Source organism: Planctomycetia bacterium (assembly GCA_034440135.1).
Taxonomy (GTDB): Bacteria; Planctomycetota; Planctomycetia; order Pirellulales; family JALHLM01; genus JALHLM01.
This window is the reverse complement of record JAWXBP010000223.1, coordinates 40,942-64,884: the sequence shown is the minus strand read 5'-3', so window position 1 is coordinate 64,884 and position 23,943 is coordinate 40,942. Positions and strand designations below refer to the sequence as shown.

At 62.9% G+C, this 23,943-nt stretch carries 17 protein-coding genes; 5 read left to right on the top strand and 12 right to left on the bottom strand.

The genetic code is table 11. The annotated features are described in order from the left end of the window. Positions 1-6 precede the first annotated feature (6 nt). The 3 genes from SGJ19_13000 to ilvE all read left to right on the top strand — a co-directional run bounded on the left by SGJ19_13000 (position 7) and on the right by ilvE (position 4,861). Positions 7-2,340, top strand: a complete 2,334-nt coding sequence (locus tag SGJ19_13000; GenBank protein ID MDZ4781165.1) for an ABC transporter substrate-binding protein — start codon at positions 7-9, stop codon at positions 2,338-2,340. Then, positions 2,337-3,728 carry a hypothetical protein gene (locus SGJ19_12995; GenBank protein MDZ4781164.1) on the top strand — a complete coding sequence of 464 codons (1,392 nt, stop codon included), beginning with the start codon at positions 2,337-2,339 and terminating at the stop codon, positions 3,726-3,728. The genes SGJ19_13000 and SGJ19_12995 overlap by 4 nt, the downstream gene beginning before the upstream one ends. Before the next feature lie 275 nt (positions 3,729-4,003). Then, complete coding sequence (ilvE, locus tag SGJ19_12990; protein ID MDZ4781163.1) at positions 4,004-4,861, top strand: branched-chain-amino-acid transaminase; 858 nt, start codon at positions 4,004-4,006, stop codon at positions 4,859-4,861. 21 nt (positions 4,862-4,882) lie between these two features. On the opposite strand, the gene SGJ19_12985 is transcribed toward ilvE, so the two are convergent. The 4 genes from SGJ19_12985 to SGJ19_12970 all read right to left on the bottom strand — a co-directional run bounded on the left by SGJ19_12985 (position 4,883) and on the right by SGJ19_12970 (position 11,904). Continuing rightward, the gene (locus SGJ19_12985) at positions 4,883-6,340 is read right to left on the bottom strand and encodes a GNAT family N-acetyltransferase (GenBank protein MDZ4781162.1); all 1,458 of its coding nucleotides are present in this window, start codon (positions 6,338-6,340) and stop codon (positions 4,883-4,885) included. Positions 6,341-6,392: 52 nt separating this feature from the next. After that, on the bottom strand, positions 6,393-7,997 hold the full coding sequence (locus SGJ19_12980) for a hypothetical protein (GenBank protein MDZ4781161.1): 1,605 nt from the start codon (positions 7,995-7,997) through the stop codon (positions 6,393-6,395). Further along, complete coding sequence (locus tag SGJ19_12975) at positions 7,997-8,740, bottom strand: glycosyltransferase family 2 protein (GenBank protein ID MDZ4781160.1); 744 nt, start codon at positions 8,738-8,740, stop codon at positions 7,997-7,999. The genes SGJ19_12980 and SGJ19_12975 overlap by 1 nt, the downstream gene beginning before the upstream one ends. Positions 8,741-8,874: 134 nt before the next feature. Next, positions 8,875-11,904: a PVC-type heme-binding CxxCH protein gene (locus SGJ19_12970; protein MDZ4781159.1), complete on the bottom strand. Its 3,030-nt coding sequence runs from the start codon at positions 11,902-11,904 to the stop codon at positions 8,875-8,877. 307 nt (positions 11,905-12,211) lie between these two features. Here SGJ19_12970 and rfaD point away from each other — a divergent pair, with 307 nt between their 5' ends. Both rfaD and SGJ19_12960 read left to right on the top strand, forming a co-directional pair. Next, the gene (gene rfaD / locus SGJ19_12965) at positions 12,212-13,195 is read left to right on the top strand and encodes an ADP-glyceromanno-heptose 6-epimerase (protein ID MDZ4781158.1); all 984 of its coding nucleotides are present in this window, start codon (positions 12,212-12,214) and stop codon (positions 13,193-13,195) included. Between the two features lie 264 nt (positions 13,196-13,459). Continuing rightward, the gene (locus SGJ19_12960; GenBank protein MDZ4781157.1) at positions 13,460-14,761 is read left to right on the top strand and encodes a TolC family protein; all 1,302 of its coding nucleotides are present in this window, start codon (positions 13,460-13,462) and stop codon (positions 14,759-14,761) included. 104 nt (positions 14,762-14,865) lie between these two features. On the opposite strand, the gene SGJ19_12955 is transcribed toward SGJ19_12960, so the two are convergent. The 8 genes from SGJ19_12955 to SGJ19_12920 all read right to left on the bottom strand — a co-directional run bounded on the left by SGJ19_12955 (position 14,866) and on the right by SGJ19_12920 (position 23,774). Then, the gene (locus tag SGJ19_12955; GenBank protein MDZ4781156.1) at positions 14,866-15,582 is read right to left on the bottom strand and encodes a (Fe-S)-binding protein; all 717 of its coding nucleotides are present in this window, start codon (positions 15,580-15,582) and stop codon (positions 14,866-14,868) included. Between the two features lie 97 nt (positions 15,583-15,679). Further along, entirely contained in the window at positions 15,680-16,618 is a 939-nt protein-coding gene (locus SGJ19_12950) for an NAD-dependent epimerase/dehydratase family protein (GenBank protein MDZ4781155.1), read from the bottom strand. Positions 16,619-16,726: 108 nt separating this feature from the next. After that, the gene (gene gmd, locus SGJ19_12945) at positions 16,727-17,698 is read right to left on the bottom strand and encodes a GDP-mannose 4,6-dehydratase (protein ID MDZ4781154.1); all 972 of its coding nucleotides are present in this window, start codon (positions 17,696-17,698) and stop codon (positions 16,727-16,729) included. 199 nt (positions 17,699-17,897) lie between these two features. Further along, positions 17,898-20,522 carry a DNA gyrase subunit A gene (gene gyrA / locus SGJ19_12940; protein ID MDZ4781153.1) on the bottom strand — a complete coding sequence of 875 codons (2,625 nt, stop codon included), beginning with the start codon at positions 20,520-20,522 and terminating at the stop codon, positions 17,898-17,900. Between the two features lie 339 nt (positions 20,523-20,861). Then, the gene (locus tag SGJ19_12935) at positions 20,862-21,152 is read right to left on the bottom strand and encodes a hypothetical protein (protein MDZ4781152.1); all 291 of its coding nucleotides are present in this window, start codon (positions 21,150-21,152) and stop codon (positions 20,862-20,864) included. 358 nt (positions 21,153-21,510) lie between these two features. Further along, a complete protein-coding gene (locus SGJ19_12930) occupies positions 21,511-22,206 on the bottom strand; it encodes a hypothetical protein (protein MDZ4781151.1) in 696 nt (231 codons plus the stop codon). Then, positions 22,203-23,282, bottom strand: coding sequence for a flotillin-like protein FloA (floA, locus tag SGJ19_12925; protein MDZ4781150.1), 1,080 nt, complete (start codon positions 23,280-23,282; stop codon positions 22,203-22,205). Before floA ends, SGJ19_12930 begins: the two co-directional genes overlap by 4 nt. Before the next feature lie 129 nt (positions 23,283-23,411). After that, on the bottom strand, positions 23,412-23,774 hold the full coding sequence (locus tag SGJ19_12920; protein ID MDZ4781149.1) for a hypothetical protein: 363 nt from the start codon (positions 23,772-23,774) through the stop codon (positions 23,412-23,414). Positions 23,775-23,943: the final 169 nt, after the last annotated feature.

Genomic DNA, 23,943 nt, shown 5'->3' with positions numbered 1-23,943 from the left:
CAAGCCATGTACGCGAACCGTAGTTCATTTAATTTTCGCTGGAGTTGGCTGCTGCCGTTGCTACTCGCGGTGGCGGGGATCGACGGCGCGCGCATTCATGCCCAGGAAACCGCGCCGTCGCGGCGCTTTGAGCGCGAGCGCTACGATCTGCTCAAGTTGAAGGATACGAACAAGCCGCTCCGCATTCTGTTGTTGCCCCCTGCGGAGCGACGCGGCGGCGACATCAGTCAGCGCACCGGCGTGCTCACCATTCGGCTGACGGATGCGCCCGATTCACCGTACGAAGTCGCTTGGGCCAGCATCGAGCACATCGATTTGTTCGAAAGCCAGGTCTTGGCCGAAGCCGAGCCGCTCATCGAGGCCAATAAGTTCGACGAAGCGTACGAGTATTTCGTCTTCCTGCAGCAGGAGTATCCCGACACGCCGGGCCTTGCCGCCGCCTGGGAGCGGATGCTGTGGCGCGAGGCCGGCTCGTGGCGCAAAGCCGGTGAGCATGAACAATGCTACACGATGTTGTTGGAATTGTTCGCCCGCAATCCGGCCTTCGATCGCCTGGAAACAGCGCTGATCGAGACGACGCAATCGCTGCTCGAAGGAGCGATTGAGCGGCAGGATTTCGCCGTTGCGCGGAGGTACGCCAAGGTATTGCGCGAACATTTTCCCGAAAGCGCGAATGCGGCCGCGGCGGAGCAGCGATTGCAAACTCTAGCGGCGCAGGCGGTCGCCGCCGCGCGCGATCGCATTGCGGCGAACGCGATGTCGGCGGCGTATGACCAGGCGGAATTGTCGCTCCGCATCTGGCCAGATGAAGCCGACGCGAAAGCAGTGCTGGTGGAACTGTCCCAGCTCTACCCGCGCGTGGTGGTGGCCACGACGGCGCCGGCGCTCGAGCATGTCGCCGGCGGGTTCGCGGATCAGGGCGCTTACCGGCGCAAGCAGCTTACCGGCCTGCGACTCGTGGAACTGCGCGGCTATGGCGCGGACGGCGCCGAATACGCATCGGACGTGGCCGAGATCGAGCAGGCCGAACTGGGCCGCAAATTGGTCATCACGCTGCGCCCAGGCGTACGCTGGTCGGCCGACGGAGCGGAACTGACCGGCGTCGAAGTCGCGCGGGCGTTGCTGGCCTGCGCACGGCGCGCAAATCCGGATTATCGGCCCGAAGTTGCGGAGTTACTCGCCGCCGTCAGCGTGCATGACGTCTATCGCGTTGAGTGCGACTTGACACGACCGTTCGCGAAGCCGCTGGCGCTCTTGGAAGTCGAGTTGACACCCGGCTATGGCGAACGCGGCGCGCTTGGTGCTTACTTGCCCGAGCCAGCGGACGGCGCGCGCCGGCGCTTTACGTTCAACGCGCCAACGCCGCCGGCGAAGGGCGTGCCGCGCGAGATACTGGAACTGCCGTTTCCGGATGGACGCCAGGCGCTCGAAGCCTTGCGCGGCGGCGAGGTCACGGCGGTGGATCGCGTCACCCCCTGGGAATTGGCGGCGGTCCAACGCGACGAGACCTTGCGCGTCGAAACTTACGCGACTCCGATTTTGCATGTGCTGGTCCCGAATCGCGATCGGCCGCTGATGAGCGATCGCAACTTTCGCCGCGCGCTCGTCTACGCGATCGATCGACAATCGATGCTGCAGAAGTTGATCTGGCGCGGCGCAGTTCCGCCGGGCAACCGTGTCATCAGCGGTCCGTTTCCGGCGCCGGCCTCGACAGATGATCCGCGCGGGTACGCTCACAACAATCAAGTCGAAGTCCGGCCGTATGATCCCCGCCTGGCCATGACGCTCATCGGCGTCGCGCGTTTGGCGGCCACGCCGCGTGCCAAGAGCCTCCAAGAGGCCGAGGAGGAGGCGTTAAAACAGGTGCCATTGCGGATGGCGATTCCCGCTAGCGACGTGCCGCGCCTGGTCGCCAAGTCGCTCGCGCGGCAATGGAAGTCGCTCGGCATCGACTTGGAACTGGTCGAATACGATTCGGACGTCACTGCGGAAGCCTTCGCCGTTTGCGATCTGGTATATCGCGAGCTGATGGTACGGGAACCTGTCGCCGAAGCTCGCCGTTTGCTCGGTTCGGACGGCGCGCTCGGCAGCTCGAACGCGTATCTCGATCTCACGTTACTGAAATTGCTAGAGGCCGACAGTTCCGTGGCCAGCCGCGACCGGCTGCGGGAGTTGCATCGACTGGTCGCCGAAGACGCGACGCTCCTGCCGCTGTGGCAACTCGTCGATCATTGCGCCTATCATCGTTCGTTGGAGGGAGTCGGGTCGCAGCCGATCTCGCTTTATCAGCACGTTCGCGACTGGCGCGTCAGTCCTCGCCTGCCGACGGGGACGCCATGAATCACGCGAGATGTTTTCTTGTCGGCGCAGTTCTGGCGCTCCTGGTGACGAACAAGGCGCAGGGGCAAGACGCTTGGGAGCATACGCCGTACAACATTCAGGTATATCTGGCGCTCAACGGCTCGACGTCTGACGCGGCAGTTCAAGAAATTGCCGATCATCTCAGCGACCGCGCGGAAACAGTTGTCGGTGGTGGTTGGAAACTGCACGTGGAAGTTGCGCCTCCCGTTTTGAAGCAAGCGCTAGCAAGCGGTTCGGGAAACTTGAAGCCCGAACACGTGCCATTGCCGGAAACGGAGCCGGATAAGGTCGTGGTGCTGGCGATCGACGACGGGGCAATTCCTGCGATCGAAGCGCGCGAGTTCGACTGCCGTGCGCGACAGTTCGGACCCATTCAGCGGCGCGCCGTGGCTCAGCCATGGCGATTGCGCCGTGAAGCGTTCCTCGCGCTTACTGCTGCCTTCACGCCCTTGGCTCGCGTCGAGCCGTTGGAAGACAAGCAGGTCCGCTTGCAGCTGCGCGCCGCGGAATTCGAGCCGCGCGATCCCGCCTGGCCTTGGGCCGCGCCGGGCGATTTGTTTCGCTGTGTGTTGCGAATGAGCGAGCGCTCGGGCGCGGCGCGCACCGCGGAAGAGATCGCCTGGACGTTGCTCGAAGCAGAATCGGTCGACGCGCGCGGCGTGATGTGCCATTTGGAAACTGGTGTGCGCGGCGCGCTCTCGTCGCGCCGCGGGCGATTCGAGCTCTTCGCGCTTGGCATTCGTCCCAGCTCGGAGTCAACGCGATTGGAAATCCGCTCGCGCACGCCCGATGCGCGGCCGTTGGCCGGATATGACATCTACTCGACCGACCGCGCAGGCACGCAAGTCGAGCGGATCGGGCGGACCGATCGCACAGGCGCCGTGATCGTTCCCGCGGGCGAACGCCGTTATCGCATTCTGCTGATTCGCGACGGCCAGGAACTACTCGCGCGGCTGCCGATGGCGCCGGGCCAATCGCCGGTGCTCACCGCGAGAATCCCGGACGATCGGCAGCGACTCGAGGTCGAAGCATTCGTGGTCGGCATGCAGGAATCGGTCGTCGATCTCGTCGCGCGGCGCGCCGTCTTGCTAGCACGGGCTGAATCGCGGCTGGATGCAAAGGATCTAGCCGAGGCCGAAAAGCTGATCGAGCAACTCCGCCGAATGGAAACGCGCGAACAACTCCAGCAGCGAATCGCCACGGAGCGCCGCCGCTTCACTTCGGAAGACCCTTCGGTGCAGCGAAAGATCGACCGGCTGTTCGACGACACGGCCAAACTGCTAGGTCGGTACCTGAATCCCGCCGACGTCGAAATGCTGCAGCGCCGTGTCCGCGACGCCCGATCCGCCGCTGCTTCGACGAAGTAGCGAACTCGACTGCACTTCTGACACTAGACCGTAGCGCCAGCGAGGGAGAATTGACGACGGGGATAGTCATATCGAATTCGCCAAGTGGCCCTTCTTGCCAATCAGTCGGATCGGCGTTTCCGTCAACCTATCACCGACGCCAACACCCCCTCGCTGGCACTCCGGGCTAGTGTCGAATTCGCCCTCGCGTGCTAGATTATTCTGGGCGGCGCGAACCCCGCCGCCCGGCTGCGTGACCCTCCCTTGAATCGCCCCATCCTAGCGCGAGCGCCCTGATGTCGCTGAAGATTTTCATCAACGGTCAATTGTTCGATAAAGACGACGCCAAGATCAGCGTCTACGACCACGGGCTGCTCTACGGGGACGGCGTTTTCGAGGGCCTGCGCAGCTACAGCGGCCGGGTCTTCCGCATGGAGCAGCATCTCCGCCGCCTGTGGGATTCCGCCAAGGCGATCTGGCTGGAAATCCCCATGAGCCGCGAGGCGATGGCCGCCGCGATCAACGAGACATTGCGGGCCAACAAGCTGACCGACGCTTACATCCGCCTGATCGTCACGCGTGGCGCCGGCTCCCTGGGACTCGACCCGAATCGCACCAGCCACCCGCAGGTGATCATCATCACCGACAAGATTCAGCTCTACCCCGAGGAGCTGTACGAAAAGGGCCTGGAGATCGTCACGGTCAACACGCAGCGCAATCACCCGGCGGCGCTCAGCCCGCGGATCAAGTCGCTTAACTACTTGAATAATATCCTGGCCAAGATCGAAGGCCTGCAGGCCGGCTGCATCGAGGCCTTGATGTTGAACCACAAAGGCGAAGTCGCCGAATGCACCGGCGACAATATCTTCCTGGTCCGCGACGGCGTGCTCTCCACGCCGCCGAAAGAAGCCGGCATCCTGGAAGGCGTGACGCGTGAAGCCGTCATGGAGCTCGCCACGCAGGCCGGTATCCAGGTCCGCGAGATTCCGCTCACCAAGCACGATGTCTACATCGCTGACGAATGTTTTCTCACCGGCACCGCGGCGGAAGTGATTCCTGTCGTGAAGGTAGACAGCCGCGTGATCGGGGCCGGCACGCCCGGCAAAATGACCCGCGACTTGAAGCAGCGGTTCCACCGGTTGGCGCGCGAATAGCGTCGCACCGCGATCGTGTTGCTACAGCCCCAAGCCATCCCAAGGCGGCGTCCACAGCGGCAACGCTGGGAAGAGCGCGGCGGCGAGTTCCAACGCCGCGCCAGATGACGCCCGGATGCGGCCCGCGGCGTGTGCGCCGCGGAGATCGAGATGCCCGAGCGCCAGGCGGGTGAAATCGGTGCGATTCATCGAGAGCCCGCGGCGCTTGGCCGAGCCGGCGCCTTCTTGCACTTTTACCGTGCGACGCGTACCGCTCAATTGGTAACGCGTATCTTCGACCGCGAGCGTCAAATCCCACGGGGCCGTTTGGCCGACAGCCCGCGCGCGTTCGTGGAGCGAATCGCGCAGGGAATGGAGAAACTTCGCCGGTGCGAGCAACTTGACCATCGTCACCGCGCCTTGCCAGTACTCCTGATACTGCCGCAGGCCGCCGGCGCGGTGGAAGATCGCATTCAGCGAATGCATGGGCGGGGCGTGGACCGTGACGACCTGGCGATCCAGTTCGATCGTCTCCGCCGCCGCGCGGGCGAGCAATTGCTCCGCCGCGGCGGTTTGGCCGGGCAGCGTGAGCAATTCCAGCACGCAGTCCTCGCGAATCACGGCGTACCCGACGATCGGCGATTGTTCTGCGTCCGACTCGTCGCGTTGCAATTCGCAACGATCGCGCCCGGAGATCGCGACGTAGATGCGATCGAACTGCTGCCGGCTGATGAGCCAGCGCCAATAGGCTTCGGTTCGCTCCAGCGGGCCGTGGACGCCGTCGAGCGCTGTCCGATAGATCCGCATCAACGCCGGCAATTCGATTTGCCGCCACGGTCGCGTGGTGATCTTCGCATGCCCATCGGAACGCCACGCCGCTTCCGGCAAGGCGGCCAGCACCTGTTGCGCCGCCATTTGCCAGGTGTTGGAGCGTCCACAAACCGCATAGTTGAAACGGCGGAAGAAATGCGGAATTTGCGTGGAAAGCACCGCCAGTTCGGACCCATCTTCGCGAATGCGGCGCTCGGCGGTTTCCATCAGCGCGCTGGCCACGCCGAGTTTGCGCGAACATGGGGCCGTGGCCACGCGCCGCAATTCGGAGCAAGGAATGCGGCGCTCGCCCCAGCGCTGGACGCGATGCGCGAGCGTGGCGTGCCCGAGAATTTGCGTTCCGCGTTTGACGAGCAGCCGATCGCGCGGCTCGTAGAACGGATCTTCCAGCGAAGCCACGAAGGCGTCGCGCTGGACGCCGTGAAACGCCTCGCCGAGGAAGCATTGCACGGCAGGGTGATCGGCCGCGCGCCCTTCGACAATCACGGGCGACTCGGGCAGGTGTTCGAGCTTGCCCCAGACGAATGGTGCGAGTGGCAACGTCGCCGCAGGCTCTAGGCCACCAGCGGTGGGTCGATCGCACTCCTCAAGATCGAGGAGTTTCGCCTTTGTTTTACCGGCCGCCATCGTGCGGTCGGCCATTCCTAACGTCGAGGAAACGGCGCACATCAGCGTGAATCCCTCCACACAAGAGCTGGTCGCTCCATCTTGCGCCCATAACCTAAACCTTATGGAACGGAATTTCCAGCAGAAATTTCCGCAAAGTTTCCTCCTTGTAGAGGGGGAAGCCGTATTCGCGCCACCGCGCGACCAACTCCGTACGACGCCGCAGCCCTTCACGCTCTCCTTCGGACTCCATCTGCGCTCGGCGTTCGCCAAGATACGGCTGCAATTGTTCGTTGGCCTGGCGAATCGCTCGGCAGCGCTCTCGAGCGTTCTCGCGCGTCTGTTTCGTGGCGATCCAACGCCGCTTTAATTCCAGGGCTTCGCGCGCTTCTGACGGCAATGTGTCCGTTCCAAGAAAGCGTTCGGGGTGATAGGTCAAATCCCGCATCGCCGCACGACCAGGGAGCGTGGTCGTCGCCCGATCACCGCCTTGAAGCGGCAGGTACAGTGTCGCGGTCGCCACTAGATAGGACGGCGGAGAAATTCCCCACGCCCTCCACATCCAGCGGTCGGTGACCTGATCGTAAAGCCCCCCGCCAATGCCATGTACGAACAGATCGGCGAACAGCAGCCGTGCATACAAAGTCGTCGCCAAAGCTCGCGTGCGAAGCTTCACGCCTTGCCGCGCAAGCGCGCCGAGGGCCTCGGCGGTTCGCGTGTCGTCCGGAGTGCGCGGCGCTGGCAGATTCGCCGACCACCGGGCGCGGTCGGTGAGTTGAAGTTCGTCCCCCTGATGACGCACGAACAATCGTTGGCGTCGCGGTACATCAGCGCGCCAGACGCGATACGGCGCTTCGCACCAATCGGCGTTCAATTCCAACAGAGGCGCTGGGTGGTTGCGGCTGCGAATTCGATAGACGCGGCGATACGCCAGAATCGCTTCGTTGTAATGACTGCGCAATCGACAGCCATCAGATAGGATCATCGCGGTGAGACGTCGCGTGGCCGGCAGTTCGAGGACATCGCTCCAAGGGATCTCCCAGGTAGCGAGCCCCCAGTCGCGTTCCAGGCGATGCCGGCTTTCGGCCAAAGCGCTGCCAAGATTGCCCGTCGCGCGGCCGCGCTCTACCGCCTGCGGCCAGAATTTTTCCAGCAACGTCTCCCGCGCGACGCCCGACATTGCCGCCTGCGCACTGCGGCCGAACGATTCGAACAATTCGCGATCAACGATTCGCCGCTCCTCGAACGGCATTTCCTCGGTCGTTTCGTCGAAGGGGAGCGTCTCCCAGTACGGTGCGTCGGCGCCGCCGGACGGCACGCGCAGACTGGGCGTCTTCAACGTGTCGGTGTTGATGACCAGGTTGATCGCCGCGCCACCGAGCGCGCGGGCCATGGCCGAGATCAGAAAGTTCTTACACCACACGCCGGGATGAAACATGCCGGGCTGATGGCCGGCGATGATCAGCGGACCATCGAGCGGTTGATCGGCGGGATCGAGATAGGTCTCGCTGTGGGCCCGCGCCGCTGCGAGTAATTCCTGACGCGCGTCGCGCGCCAGCGCTCCCCACGGCATCGTGCGTTGGGGCCATTGTTCTCGCAACGCCTGATTTGCTGCGACCAAGCCGGCCGCGTCCGCGAGCGGCGGATCGGCCAGAAATGCGCGGTCGGCGCGCGGGGCGCGCCAGCGCCGGCCAAACGAAGGCTCGTCGGCCGCGGCCATCAATCACTCGCTCCGGTACAGAGTACGCCTGCGCAGTCGTACGCGTCTTCCAGCGCCGCCACGCTCCGGTCGAGCACGAGGTGATAGTACTGCACGCGCGTCGCCGCGTCGTCGAGCGCGCCGCCGAACGAGCGTTTCTCCTCCAAGTAAATCCGCGGCACCGGCAGCTCCTTCACTTTCAATCCTGCTGCCGCCGCGCGAACCCAAAGCTCCAGCGGCATCGCGTAGCCCGCTTCAGTTAGTTTGAGCTTCGCCAAGCCTTCGGCGCGGTAGGCTTTGAAACCGCAAAACGAGTCGGTGAGTTGGTAACCGAGCCGCCGGTTCAGTTCCTGGGTGACTTGCATGTTGATCCGTCGCCGATCCTCGGGCGCGGCGTTGTCCCCCTCGAAATCTTGCAGATATCGGCTGCCCGACACGATATCCACGTCGGTGCAGGCGGCGACGAATTCCGGGATCCGCTGCGGCTCGTGCTGCCCGTCGCAGTCGATGGTGACCAGCACGTCGTAACCCTCGCGAATCGCGGAGTCGAACGCCGTAATGAGCGCGGCGCCGTAACCACGATTCTTCGCGTGCGTTACTACTTGGATGCCTGGCTCCGTCGCAAGTAACGCGGCGGTCCCGTCGGTCGAACCGTCGTTCACCACCAGGATGTTCGGCGCGTAACGCCGGACTTCGGCCAGCACGGCCTGGACGTGCGATTCCTCGTTAAAGACGGGGAGCGCGGTCAGGAATCGAGTCGACATCGGAACACCTCGCTCTCGTCCGAGGAGAATCAGGGCGGGACCGGCCAAAGCGAACCACAGCCGGCAACGACCCATTCTAGACGCCCGGGGGCCAGGGGAAAGTGTCCCTTCGGGGTAGACCTGCGCTTCCGGCCCTACGGCGGAGATTGCCGCTGGCTCAGCAAATAGGCCAGTAAATGATAGAACTCCGTCTCGGGAATCAATTCCGCGACGTTGGCCGGCATTGGGGAAAGGCCGACCTGGGCGCGCTCTTCGATGTCTTCGACATCGATGCGTTGCTCCTTGCCCTGGCTGTCGACGAAGATGAGTACTTGCCCTTCTTCGCGCAGCACGAGTCCGGTCAGTGGTTGCCCAGCCGTGGTGTTGATAATGGTGGCGCGGAAGGCCTGGTCGACGTTGCGATTCGGATCGAGCGTGTCTTCGAGCAATCGTTCCGCGCCACGCAACCCGACGCCCGCCAGGTCCGGCCCGACCTTGTTCCCCTGGTCCTCCAACCGATGGCACGCGGCGCAATGCTTGGTGAACAACTGCTTGCCGAGCGCCGCATCGTGCGGTTGCTGATCGAACGCCGCCAGCCGCGCCGCGATCAGTTGGTTCACGCGCTCGTCCCGCGCGGGAATGTTTTCGGTCAGCTTGCTCAAGCGCGCCGCAAAATCCGGCAAATTATGATTACGCAACTGGCTCTCGATCACCGGCTCCTGCAGCAACGTCGCCGAGGCCTTGCCGGCCGCGATGTTCATCAACAGCAACTTAGAACCTTCCGGGCTCAGCACGAGCGCCAAGGCCATCGCTTTCGACAGTCGCTCCGGCGCCGATGCCAACGAAGTCGCCAGCAACTCGCGTCCCGCGACGTCGTTGGCCGCAGCGATGGCCAGCGCGGCGCGCTCCCGCACGGTGATCGGTTCGTCGCTATTCGTGAGTAATCGCTTAGCCAACTCAAGCGTCTTTCCGGCGTCGATCGCGGCGCAGGCATCCAAGGCCGCGGCGCGTAACGCCGGTTCCAGTGCCGCGTCGCCGCAGACATGGCTCAACGCTTCATGCACGGATGCGGAACGCAGCTCGCGCGCCAGTTCGACGCCTTGCGCGGCCGTGTCAGGCTGGCTCAACAGGGTTCGCGTCAACCGCGCGCCCCAGGACTGGAATGCTTCCGGCACATCATGCCCACGCTCGGAACAAGCGCGAAAGGTCGCGGCGATTGCCCCGCGCTGCGAATCGGTGGACGATACCTCCAACTCGGCGATCAACCGCAGTGCCGCGTCCAGTCGTTCGTCCGCTGCATAGCGCACTAACTGGTGCAGGTAATCGGCGTGCGTGCCACCGTGTAGTTGTCCAGCGGCATACTGTTGCGCACACCATTGCAGCAGGTAGTCGGCAGCGCCGGCCGTTGGCGTTCCCAAACTGAGCTCTGCAAACCGTGCGGCAGCTTCCGGGTCCTGCGCTAACGAGGCCGCGAGGACGTACATGCCCGGCGCCAGCAGGTGATCGCGCAGCGCCATGCGCACAACGTGGATCAAATGCGTGTCCTGCGAATCCGCGAGTTTCCAAGCCGCCAGGAGCGGTTTCAGGTTCGCCTTGGCGGGATGCCGCCCCAGGGCATCGGCCGCGGCGCGTTGCACAAAGGCGTCGTCGTCTTCCAGGCCGCCGCGGGCAAGCATGGCCATGTCCTGGCTAGCCCATTCCGGCCGCTCGGCCAACAGCTTCATCACATGCACGCGCACCTCGCGCGCGGTGTCATTGGCCAGCAAACCCAACAATTCCGCCTCGCAACCCTGCGGCGCACTCCGCTCGATGACCCACATCGCATGCACGCGCTGCTCCGCGGGTGCATTGCCGCGGCTCAACAATTCGAACTGCCACAGCGCATCCTCGTCGAGCTTGCGACTCACCAATTGCTCCGTCGCTTGACAGCGCACCCAAAGATTCGGATCAGCTAGCAGAGCGACCAGTTCATCGTTCGATGCGCGTGGCAAGTCTGGCACGGAGCGCGGCACCGGCGATTGTCCGTCCGTTCCTTTGTAGACGACGCGCCAAATCCGTCCGCGAAATCGGTCGCGGCGCGGATGCGTCAGCGGCACTTCGTAGTGGCCGATAATGCAGTTGTAGAAATCGGCAATGTAGAGCGCCCCGTCGGGGCCGACTTGCACGTCCACCGGACGGAACCAAGGATCGTCGCAAGAGATAAAATCCGGCTGCTCGATCGCCTGGTACGTCGAGCCATGCTGTTCCAAGTGATCGTGATTCACGCGCCCGGTGACCGGATTGCCGATGAACAGCGTATCGCGGTACTTCGGCGGAAAATGATCGGCCGCGTAATAGGAGATGCCGGCGATGCCCGTCGAGCCATGATCGTGATTGATCATCGTCGGACCGTATCCAAGCCCGTCGTGCGGCTTGCCGAAGCTCGGATAGTACGCCCCGCGCAGCAGCATATACGCCGGCAGCGAGTGGCAATCCGAGGAATACAAATTGCCGAGCGGATCGAACGCGAGGCCGAAGGGATTCACCTGGCCGTGGGTCCATTGCTCGATCCGCGAGCCATCCGCGCGAATCCGGAACGTGTTGCCGGAGTTCATCGTGATCGAGTTGCCGTTCAGGTCGGTCAGCGTGGAGGTATTGGCATACCCGTGACAGCAATAAATCCAGCCATCGATCCAGGGGCGAAACGAACTGCCCATACCGTGTGTGTCTCGGTAGCCAAACTCGCGATATAGCTCCTGCGTTTCGTCCGCCTTGCCGTCGCCGTCGCGGTCGACCGCGCGGCGAATCGACGGGATGCTGTAGTACATCACCGCATCCGGCAGGGCCGTGACGCCAATCGGAATATTGAGCTGGTCCGCGAATCGTGTGAAGCGATCCGCCCGGCCGTCGCCGTTGGTGTCTTCCAGGATCTCGACCGCATCGCGATGCGGCTGATCCTTGCCGGCGGGATAGGGATATTCCAGCGAATGCGTGACCAACATCCGCCCAGCGGCGTCCCAAGCCAAATTGATCGGCTTGAAGATCTCCGGTTCCGCGGCCACCAATTGAATCTCAAAGCCCGGCGGCAAATGAAATTTGGCCAGTTGCTCTGCCGCCGACAACGCCTCGGTCGGCGCGACAAGATCCTGAGCCGCCAACGGCTCGACCATCAACCCCACCAGAACCAATGCCACCAAGCAACGCATATTCAGCTCCAACCCCGAACCAATTCACACTTCCACCATCAACACTGTTGTGGCACGGTCTCCCGACCGTGTCACGGCGGGCCTGGCAATGTCCGGTCTTGGAGACCTTCGGTCGGACCGGCGGCACGGTCGGGAGACCGTGCCACAACTCCAACCCTCCGTGCTCTCTGTGGTGAATATCCGGAGAAACCCGCGCCAAGCCGCGCGGGTTCCAGCATAGGTGCCCCGTTTTCCGCTTTCAAGCAACTTCCCCGCCGGGCTATAATCCGCCGCGCAACGAATCTCGACACGGATTGAGCGAACCAGCATGATTGTCGTCACCGGCGGAGCAGGTTTTATCGGCAGCGCGCTCGTCTGGAAGCTGAATCAACTCGGCCGCACGGATTTGCTCGTCGTCGACGAATTGGGGTGCGACGAGAAGTGGCAAAATATCTCCGCGCTGCGATTCGCCGACTATCTGCACAAAGACGAATTTCTTCGTCGCGTCGAAGAGGATCGCTGGGAAACACGGCCGGAGGCCATCGTCCACCTGGGCGCGTGCTCCAGCACGACGGAGCGGGACGCCGATTTCCTGATGCGGAACAACTATCGCTACACGCGCACGTTGGCCGAGTGGTGCCTGGCGCGCGACGTCCGCTTCATCTACGCCAGCAGCGCCGCCACCTATGGCGACGGCGACCGTGGTTACTCGGACGACGATCGCGCGACGCCGACTCTGTTGCCGCTCAACAAATACGGTTACTCCAAACAACTCTTCGATCTTTGGGCGCTACGCAACGGCGCGTTCGACAAGATCGTCGGCCTCAAGTTCTTCAATGTCTTCGGGCCGAACGAGTACCTCAAAGCGGACATGGCGAGTGTCGTCTTCAAAGCGTTCCACCAGATTCGCGCGCAAGGCGTCGTGCGGTTATTCAAGTCCGAGCGGCCCGACTATCCCGACGGCGGCCAGCAGCGCGATTTCATCTATGTGAAAAGCTGCGTCGACGCCATCGCCTGGCTGATCGAACATCGCCAAGTCGGCGGCCTGTTCAATCTCGGCGCCGGCGTCGCCCGCACTTGGAACGACCTGGTTCGGGCGGTTTTCGCCGCGATGGAGCTTCCCGCGCGGATCGAGTACATCGACCTGCCCGAGGCGCTCCGCGGCCGCTATCAGTATTTCACCCAAGCAGAAATGGGCAAACTCCGCGCAACGGGCTGCCCGGTCGATTTCCCCAGCCTGGAAGACTCGGTGCGCGACTATGTCCGCGAACATCTGCAGCGGCCGCGGCCGTATTTGAATGCACTTGGTTAACAGCCAATCCCAGAATCTGAATTAAGCGTGAGTGGCTGGGGACGAGCGTACTCGCTCGCCTCCAGCGTGTAGCGCCTGGGGCGAATGAGTACATTCGACCCCAGCCACCCCATTAGGTTCTGGGATTGGCTCTAAAGTGGCAAGCTGCGCAAGCTTTCGCGGCTGCGCCGAATGCTCTCGGGCTGGCGATTCTCGCGGTCCGATGATCGATATTGCCCGTTGCCGACTCTCACGGCGGCCGCTGAGTCATCGGACTGTTCCCGAATGCGCACCACGTTTGCCACACTGCCGTTGTTCGCCCTGGTTGCTATCGCGCCGGCGATTTGCGTCGCTGCGCAGCCGGAGCGCGACGCAACGGTGGCGAATCTCCGTGTTGTTCAAAACGCCGCACGGGCGCAGCGGCCGGCCATGACGTTGGCAGAGCTAGAAGACTTCGCGATGTCGAATCACCCTGGCCTCGGGCGTGCGACGGCGCAGCTCAGGGCGGCTCGGGGCGATTGGCTTCAATCCGGCCTGCCGCCAAACCCGGTCGTGGGCTATTCCGGTAATCAGATGGGCGATCTCGGCACGGCCGGCCAGCAAGGCGGATACGTCGAACAGGAGTTTGTCACCGGTGGCAAGCTGCGCTTGAATCGCGCCGCCGCCGCGGCCGAGGTCCGCACCCGCGACCAGCAATTGCGCGGGATGCAAATGCGCGTCGTCAACGACGTGCGGCTGCGCTTCTACGACGTGCTGGTCGCGCAGCAGTCCCGTGACTTGGCGGGAAGATTGCAATTCGTTGCCGAAGAAGGTGCTCGCACGGCCGAGGCGTTGCGCAAGGCCGAGGAAGGCAACCGCATCGACTTGCTGCAAGCGCAGATTGAAGTTCAAAACGCGCAGATCACCGCGATCAATGCCGGAAATCGTTACCTTTCCGCCTGGCGACAACTGGCGGCAGTGGTCGGAATGCCGTATCTGGCGCCCCAACCGCTGGCCGGCAGCTTGCAGGGCGCCATCCCGACGCTCGACTTCAATTCCATGGTCGATCGCCTCTACGCGGAAAGCCCGGAACGGGCCGCCTCGCTCGCTCAGGTCGTCCGCGCGCGTTGGACGCTGCAGCGAGAACTCGCGGAACCGACGCCGAATATCAACGTGCAGACGTTGATTCAGCAAAACCAGGTGACGGACGAAGCGAACATCAGCGTGCAGGCGACGTTTCCGCTGCCGCTCTGGAATCGCAATCAAGGAGGCGTCCGCCGCGCTCAGGCCGACGTGGCCGCCGCGCAGACCAACGTCAGCCGCGTCGAGTTGGATCTGCAACAACGCCTAGCCGCCGCCTTCGAGCGCTACAGCAACGCGCGGCAGCAAGTGGATCGCTACGAGAAGTCCATCCTGCCGGCCGCCGAGGAATCACTGCGGCTCGTCACCGCGGGCTGGCAACAGGGCGAGTTCGATTACCTCACCCGCCTCACGTCGCAGCGCACATTTTTCCAGGTCAATCTGGCCTACCTCACCGCGCTCGGCGATCTTCGCGCGAGCGTCATCGAAATCGAAGGACTGCTGCTGACGGACAGTTTGAAGGAATGACGAATGTCGAAACTCAAATGACTGAAGCGCGCCATCGCGATCCTTCGTCATTTGGGCATTCGGATTTGATTCGACATTCGAATTTAGAAATTCGTCATTTCCCCCTACCTTCTCTCCAGCAACTCCGCGATATGCAGCACCTCGATCGGCTTGCCGAGTCTCCGTAGTCGCCCCCCGATGTTCATCAGGCAGCCGGCGTCCGTGGAGACGACCACGTCGGCGCTGGTTGCGGTGATGCATTCGACTTTGCCGTCGACCATGGCCGTGGAGATGTCCGGATAGCGCACGGCGAAGGAGCCGCCGAAGCCGCAGCATTGATCGGCGCGCTCAATCGGTACGAAGGTCACGCCAGCCACGTGGCGAATCAACCGCTCGACCTCGTCCGTCATGCCCAACCCGCGCAGGTGGCAGGCGTAGTGATACGTCACGCGACCTTCGTATCGCGCGCCGACGTCGACGACGCCCAGCCGGTTTACCAGAAACTCGCTCAGCTCATAGGTCTTCTCGGCCAGCCGCTGCGCGCGCGCATGCCACTCCGGCTCGGCTTCGAGCAAGTGCGGGTATTCCACCCTGACCATCGCCGCGCACGATCCGGACGGCGCGACCACGACCTCGGCGTGTTCAAATACCTCGATGGTGAACTTTGCTTGCTCCCGGGCGTAGTCGCTGAACCCACTGTTGTAGAACGGTTGCCCGCAACAGGTTTGCCGCTCGGGAAAGCTGACCTCATGTCCCAGCCGGCGCAACAGCCGCACTGTCGCCTGCCCAGCCTCGGGCCGCAGCACGTCTCCCAGGCAGGTAATCATGAGCGCGATTTTCACGTCAGGAATTCTACACCAACCCGAATCACCAGTGAGGGGGAGATTACACTGCTTTTGCGCTGAGCTTTGCGCTGAGACCGACGTCTACTCCTCTTCGTTAGCGCTTCGGGTTGGTATGCCACGCCCACACGTCGCGAATCGTTTGCTCGATGGGCACTTCTGGCTGCCAGGCGGTCACTTGTTGTATCTTGCCAATAGCGGCGATCGCGTCGAAGCGTTCGCCGGGCGTCTTTTCTTCAACTTCGACCGCTCGTCCGGCGAGTTGGATAAGCTGGCCAAGAATATCTCCCGTGCGCCGCGGAACGCCGCTTCCCACGTTGTAGATCTCGCCCCTTCGACCATGTTCCACTAATAGTCGGTAGGCCCGCACCACGTCGCGGACGTCGCTCAGGTCGATCCAGGTATCGCGATTGCGCACCGTAATTTTGTCTGCCCCGCTGGCAAGCTGCGCCGACCATTCCGGCAGCATCATACGTCCGCCTTGTCGCGGCCCGGTATGTTGAAACGCCCGGGCGACGATGGCATCCACGTGGCCGGCGCGGACGACTTCGAGCGCGATTCGCTCCGCCAACAACTTGGTTGTTCCATACGCGTTCTTTGGCCGCGGCGGATCATCCTCGCTGGCTCGCGCGTCGCGCGAACTGGGCTGAGCATAGACATGGCTGGTGCTGACGACGAGCACGCGAATCGATCGCGCCGCCGCCCATTCCAACACGCGCCGCGTGCCGTCGACGTTCGCCGCGATCGCTCGGGGCGTCGGCTCCGCGCCGCCGCATTCGCTCGGCACGCTGATCGCCGCCAGGTGATAAACGCAGTCGGGGGCGAAGTCGCGAGCCGCCTGATTCAGGCTTTGCAACATTTCGTCCGACGATAGATCGCCTTGCACGAGGCGCACGTGGCGAACCAGTTCATCCGGCGTCCGTTCTGGCCAACGGCCTGACGTTGATAGCCCCATCACTTCGTCGCCGGTCGCGAGCAAATGCTCCGCGAGGTGTCCGCCGACGAAACCCGTGATTCCTGTAATGAATGCTTTCACGGGCAAAACCGCTTCACCGCGGAGGCGCTGAGACGCAGAGGTAAGAGGGAGAGTGGTGGGGCAGCGAAGCTAAATGGCAATTGGTCGCGGCAGGGCCGATTCCCAGCTTTAAGTTCTCGTCGTTTCTTTTTCCAAATCCGCCTCGACCATCATCCGCACGAGTTCCTCGAAGGTCACTGTCGGCTCCCAATTGAGCTCTTGTTTGGCGAGGCCGGCGTCGCCGCGCAGATGGTCGACTTCCGCCGGTCGCAGCAGACTCGGCTTGGTCTCGACATGCTTGCGCCAGTCGAGTCCCACGTGGCCGAAGGCCAGTTCGACCAGCGACTGCACCGAATGTTTGCGGCCGGTGGCGATCACATAATCCTTGGGCTCGGGCTGTTGCAGCATCAGCCACATCGCGCGGACAAAATCGCCGGCGAAGCCCCAGTCGCGCTGCGCTGCGAGATTGCCGAGCGTCAACCTCTGCGCCTGGCCGAGCTTGATCCGCGCCGCGGCGTTGGTGACTTTGCGCGTGACGAATTCCAGTCCGCGCCGTGGCGATTCGTGATTGAACAGGATGCCCGAACAGGCGAACATCCCGTAGCTTTCGCGGTAATTGACCGTAATCCAATGCGCGTACAGCTTGGCGACGCCGTACGGGCTGCGCGGATAGAACGGCGTCGGCTCGCTTTGCGGTTCCTCGGCCACGCGGCCGAACATCTCGCTGGAACTGGCCTGATAAAAGCGGACGCCCTCGGCGCCGACGGTGCGAATCGCCTCGAGCATCCGCGCCGCGCCCAAGGCGTCGACGTCGCCGGTGAGCAGGGGCTGCTCCCAGCTCGCCGGGACGAAACTTTGCGCCGCGAGGTTATAGACTTCGGTGGGCTGGACGGATTCCAGAACTCGCACCAGCGACATCTGATCGAGCAAATCGCCTGGGTGCAGCGTGATGCGCTCCTGCAAGTGCGCGATGCGCTCCAAGTTTGGCGTACTCGCGCGCCGCACCACGCCATGCACGGCGTAGCCCTGTTCCAGCAGCAACTCGGCCAAATACGAGCCGTCCTGCCCCGTGATGCCAGTAATGAGCGCGGTTTTGGTCATTGTTGAACAGCACGATACTTGGAGCCGGAAGCGTCGCTTTGTTGTGGCACGGTCTCCCGACCTTGCCACGGCAGGTCCAGCGACGTCCGGAATTGGAGACCTTCGGTCGGCCCGGTGGCACGGTCGGGAGACCGTGCCACAACTGGTTCACTCCGGTCGCTGACGCTCCCGGCTCTATTTTAGGCAGATGGCGGCCGCACTAGCTTGCTTCTTCCGTCGTGCTTTCATCGCGTGGAACGCGGACCACGCCGGCCACGGTGTCTTCCTCGTCGAGCGCCATGATCCGTACGCCTTGCGTATTGCGGCCGATGATGCTGATCTCGTTCACCGCCATGCGTTGGAGCTTGCCGCGAGCGGTGATCATCAGCAGTTCGTCTTCGTCGTTCACGCTCACCACGCTCACCACGGGGCCGTTGCGCTTCGTGGCCTTGATGTCGCGCAGGCCCTTGCCGCCGCGCCCCTGCGTGCGATAGCGCTGGCCCGACGTATTCCCTTCCGCGGCTTCGTCTGGTTCTTCGGCGGGGGCTGGCTCGACGGCGGTTACTTCCTCGCCGGCGTCTTCATCGGCGATCTCGTCCGCGCTGTTCGGGCCGAACGGGGTACGCTTGCCGTAGCCGTTCTCGCAAACGGTGAGCAGCGTCGCGTCGGGGTCCGCCACCACCATGCCGACCACCGCGTCACCGGCGCTGAGCTTAATCCCCTTCACGCCGCTGGAATTGCGTCCCATGGATCGGGCGCTTTCCTGCTTGAAACGAATCGCCATGCCGGTCGAAGTAGAAAGCACAATTTCATCGCCGGGCTTGGTGATCGCCACGTCCACCAGCTCGTCGTCTTCGCGGAGCTTGATAGCGATGATGCCTCCCTTGAGCGGCCGACGGAACGCGGACAGGTCGGTCTTCTTCACCAACCCCAAGCGCGTGGCCATGATCAAGTAGTGATCGGGCTGATCGAAATCGCGGACATTCATGCACTCCGCGATCCGTTCGCCTTCGGCCAGGTTCAGCAAATTGACAATCGCCCGGCCGCGGCTTTCCCGAGCGAGTTGCGGGAGTCCGTAGACCTTTTGCCAGTAAACGCGGCCGCGGTTCGTGAAGAACAGCAGGTAGTCGTGCGTGCTGGCGGCGAACAGATGCTGGATGGGATCTTCTTCGTCGGCCGATGCGCCCTTCAAGCCCTTGCCGCCGCGGCGCTGTGCACGATAAGTGCTGGCCGGCGTGCGCTTGATGTAGCCCTGATGGCTGATCGTGACCACCATGTTCTCTTCGGTGATTAGATCTTCCAGGTCGATATCGCCGAGTTCTTCGCCGGAGATTTCGGTCCGCCGATCGTCGCCGAGTTTCTTGGTCGCTTCCTCCATGTCGTTGCGGATGATCCTCAGAATATGCTGCTCGTCCGAGAGGAGCCGCAGATACTCAGTGATCTCCGCCAGCAGCTCGCGATATTCCTCGCCGAGCTTTTCTTGCTCCAAATTGACCAACTGCCCGAGCGTCATTCGCAGAATCGCGTCGGCTTGCACTGCGGTCAGCGTATACACGCCTGCCACGCCGCGCTCCGCTTGAAATACCGCGAAGCCGTCGTCGCCCAACGCGCGTTTCATCATCGCCGCCGGGCATTCGACCCCCATCAAGCGCGTCTTGGCTTCCGGCTGCGTCTTCGACGAGCGGATGATGCGAATGATCTCGTCGATGTTGGCGTGCGCGAGCAACAACCCTTCGACCGTGTGCTTCCGCTGCCGCGCCTTGTTGAGCAGGAACTCGGTCCGCCGGCGGATCACCGTCACACGGTGACGAATGAACTCTTCCAGCAGTTCTTTGAGGTTCAGCGTCCGCGGCTTGCCGTCGACCAGCGCCAGCAGGATGAACGAGAACGATTCCTGCAGCGGCGAGAACTGGTAAAGTTGGTTCAGCACGATATCCGGATCGGCGTCACGCTTCAGTTCCAGCACCAACCGCACCGGCTCGTTCAGATCGCTTTCGTTGCGCTGGGCGGAGATGCCCTTGATCTTGTCCTCGTTGATCAACTGCGCAATCCGCTCTTCCACGCGATCGCGCGCCTGCTGATACGGGATCTCGCTGACGATGATCCGCGTGCGTCCCTTGCCGTGTGCCTCGACGCGCGTCCGCGCGCGGAGCACGATCGTGCTGCGGCCGGTGTAGTAGCCGCGGCGAATGCCCGAGCGCCCGCAGACGATGCCGCCCGTGGGGAAGTCGGGGCCGGGGATAATCTCCATCAATTCGTCGATCGACGTGGCCGGTTCGTCGATCAGGCGGACCACCGCGGCGCAGACCTCGCGCAAGTTGTGCGGCGGGATCGAAGCCGTCATGCCGACGGCGATGCCGATCGCGCCGTTGATCAGCAAGTTCGGAAACTTGGCCGGCAACACGACCGGCTCCATGTGACGCTCGTCATAGGTCGGAATGTAGTCGACCGTATCGAGCTTCAAGTCCTCCAGCATCATCGCCGCGGCGGTCGACAGTCGGGCTTCCGTGTATCGCATGGCGGCCGCGGGGAGACCGGCGATGGAGCCGAAATTGCCCTGCTTATCGATCAGCACATGGCGCATGTTCCACTCTTGCGCCATGCGCACCAGCGTCGGGTAGATGACGCTTTCGCCGTGCGGGTGGTAGTTGCCGCTGGTGTCGCCGGAGATCTTCGCGCATTTCACGCGGCTCGCGCCCGGCGTAAGGTTCAGGTCGTTCATGGCGACCAGAATCCGCCGTTGCGACGGCTTAAGCCCGTCGCGCACGTCCGGCAGCGCACGGCTGACGATCACGCTCATCGCGTACGTCAGGTAGCTGTCCTTCAGCTCATCCTCGATCTGCAACTCGACAATCCGCGTACCCGGAGCGTTGCCACCCGGATCGTCGACCGGCGGCGCCGGCTGCAAGCCATCATCCGAATCGTCGTCGTCAGCCAAGGATCAATCCTTTCAAGAATGAGCAAGCAGCCCACACCAGCCCGCAGCGCCAGCGAGGGGGAGAAAGCGCGAGACAAAGGCCGAAAACCGCGCGCTGAAGCCCGGCGTTCCTTCCCCATCGCTTGCGCGTCTTGCCAGCATCCGGCAAGCCGCCTTTGCGAGCCGCTTATCTTACCGGATTTCCAGCCAATTCTCAATCGCCGCCGCAGCCGAAGAACAAGTCGCAAATGCAGTGTTGAGAAGGGTTTAGCGATCGACTTTGGCATGAACGTCGGCGGCGTCCTTTAGAAGGACCCAGCGGCCGCCCGGCTGGCGATCGCGAAGCACTTGAACCGCCTGCCCAACTTGAAATCGATAATACGTTTTTGAAGCGACGATGGCCTCACGTTCGTACGATTGTCCATCTACTTCGACAGCGACCGTCATGTACTGATTGGACCACCGGCGCGTGAAACGCTTCGCGGTCACGACGCCAGGGCTCCATTTGCCGTGGGCGAGGACTTCCGAGCACGTTTTGCGCACATGCCAGTAGATCATTTCGCTTCCGGCTCCGAGAACCACGAAAAACCCCGCCAGTACGAAAAACATCCTTGTATCGCGAGGGTAAACAACCAAGTACAGAATCGTTAGCAACAAAACGCATTGCGCCCGCGCGAACCATCGATGAGCCCTGGTACACGGATAGCACGCTTCGTCCACGAGTTGCCCATCAAACTCATTCATGGATGGATCGCGCTGGTCCAGTTCCCGAATTGTCGCCCCTGACCCATCTAAACTAGCCCGACGCGCAAGCGAGGGGGAGTTGGCGTGAACTGAGAGTACCGGCCGTACTCATGGTCGACGTCCACTCCCCCTCGCTTGCGCGTCGGGCTAGTGTGGTGCTTTGAACGGGCAGCTATCGCGTACTGTCCGGACGGCGGAAGATCTCGCCCAGGATGAACGCCTGTTTGGCCGATTCCGGTTGGGACAACATCCGGGCAATCGCGGCCGCAGCCGTGACCGGGACGGCGGCGCCCTCCGTAGCAGGATCATCGTCGGACTCGGTCCCCGTCGTGAGCCGGCCGACCTGGTGATCGAACACGTGCTGCAGGTGCGAGCCGATTTGCGACGGCGCTTCCGCCACTTGCGAGAGGTGACTGCTGCGCTGCTGGAACTGGCTCGAATCCAGGTGTTTTTGCACGTGTTCGCCGACGCTGCGTTCGCGCATCGGTTCGGCCACGACCTCGGCCGAGAGCGGCTTGGCAAGCTGTCGCGGTTTCTTCGGGGTCTGCGCGGGGGCTTTCTTCGGCGTCGCCGGTCGCTGTTGCTTCGGCTTGGGCGGCTGTGCGGCACGCTGTGCCTCGCGTTGGCGTTGCTCGGCGGCGCGGCGCAGAAAATCCTGCACATCTTCCAAGCCTGGCTGCGGACGCTGCGGCACCGGCGGCTGCGCCGGACGGGGAACGGGCGGGGCCTGGTTCTTTTTGGCGTTGTTGACCAACTGGTTGACGATCCAGATCAAGCCCGCCACGGCCGCGAACGTGAGCTTGAGCCACGTTTCGAGGTCGGCCGCCAGGAGCGGCGCCCAGCCGAGTATGATCGCCCAATCCGTCATGATACCGGCGCCCCCGCCGAGGTCCGCTGCGTCCTGCTCTGAGCGCCGGTGCCGGCAATCGAGCTCCGCATTTCCGTATCGGCCTGCACGTTGCGCAGCCGGTAGTAATCCATGATGCCCAACATCCCGGAGCGGAACGATTCCGCGATCGCCTTTGGCACTTCCGCCTCGGCCGCGACGAGCTTGGCCCGGCTTTCTTCGATCTTGGCGACCATTTCCTGCTCCTGAGCGACGGCCATGGCGCGCCGGCTTTCGGCTGCTGCCCGGGCGACCCGTGTATCCGCCTCGGCCTGGTCGGCCTGCAAGCGCGCGCCGATGTTATCCCCCACGTCGATATCGGCGATGTCGATCGAAACGATCGCGAACGCCGTCAGGCTGTCCAGCCCGCGGTGCAGCACCGCCTTGGAAATCCGGTCCGGGTTCTCCAGCACCATCAGGTGCGTTTCGGCGGAACCGATCGCGCTGACGATACCTTCGCCGACGCGGGCGATAATGGTCTCTTCGGTCGCACCGCCAATCAATTGCTTGAGATTCGCCCGCACTGTGACGCGAGCTTTGACCTTTAATTGGATGCCGTTCTTGGCCACGGCGTCGAGCGATTCCCGGCCGGAGTTTTTGCCGGGGCACTCGATGACCTTCGGATAAACGCTGGTCTGGACCGCTTCGAGGATATTCCGCCCGGCCAGGTCGATGGCCGTGGCGAGCTTGAAATCCAGGTCGATGATCTTGGCTTTGTTGGCGGCGATAATGGCCTTGATGACCAGCGGCACGTTTCCGCCCGCCAGGTAATGGGCCTCCAGCGCTCGCCGGGTGATCCCAGTGCTATCCCCCATGCCCGCCTGCACGGCCATGATCTTGCTGCGGACGATCACCTCGGGCCGCACCTTGCGGATCGACATGGTGATCAGGTCCAAGAGCCCGATGCCTGCCCCCGTGGTGACCGACTGGATATACAGGCGGAAAAACCGCACCAGCATCGCGAACAACACTAAACCGACGACGGCCGCGATCAGCAAGCCGATGATGATGATCCAGCTGCCAACCCCGATTTCATCCTGAGCCTGAGCGAGCAACATGAGACGGTCCTTGGAAAGCGGGAGATACCGCTACCAAGTGTCGCGGTTAGAGGCGGCGGTTGTCAAGGAAGCGGAGGAAGTAGGCGAAGTAGGAGTGGGTAGGTGAAGTAGGGGTTGCATAGGGACGGTTCATTTATTTGACCATGCTGGTAGCTGTTGATAGCGGCCGTTGTGCAGCACGTCGAATTTCGCTTCGGGAAAGAGACGCCGCAGCCGTTGGAGCTGGTCGTCAGGAAATGGTTCCACCGTGATTCGGATGATCGTGCGGCCGCGATCGCCAAACAGCCACAATCCGCCCGGCGCCGTCGATCGTGCAAAGAGGTCGTGCCCGGAAGCCGAGAAGCTTTGCACGCCAGGAATGTTCAAGGCCGCGCGGCGCTGCCGAATCCATTGCCCATGATGAGCATCGAGGCCGAGCCCCACGCACAGCACGGTCAGCGCCAGCCACAGCGTGCGAAACGTGAACTGATTCCAACGCCGAATCGGTTTCATGGTCAAAAATTGTAGGTCAGGCAAAATTCATACTGATAGGCGCTGCGTGCCCAAGGCCGTAGTTAGCAGCGGCTGCCGGTGCGCCGAGTTGGGATTGCCTGACTTGGTATCGACGTCGCTCCCGTCAGGCAATCCCCGCATGATGGAACTGTCAATCGCTTTCACAATC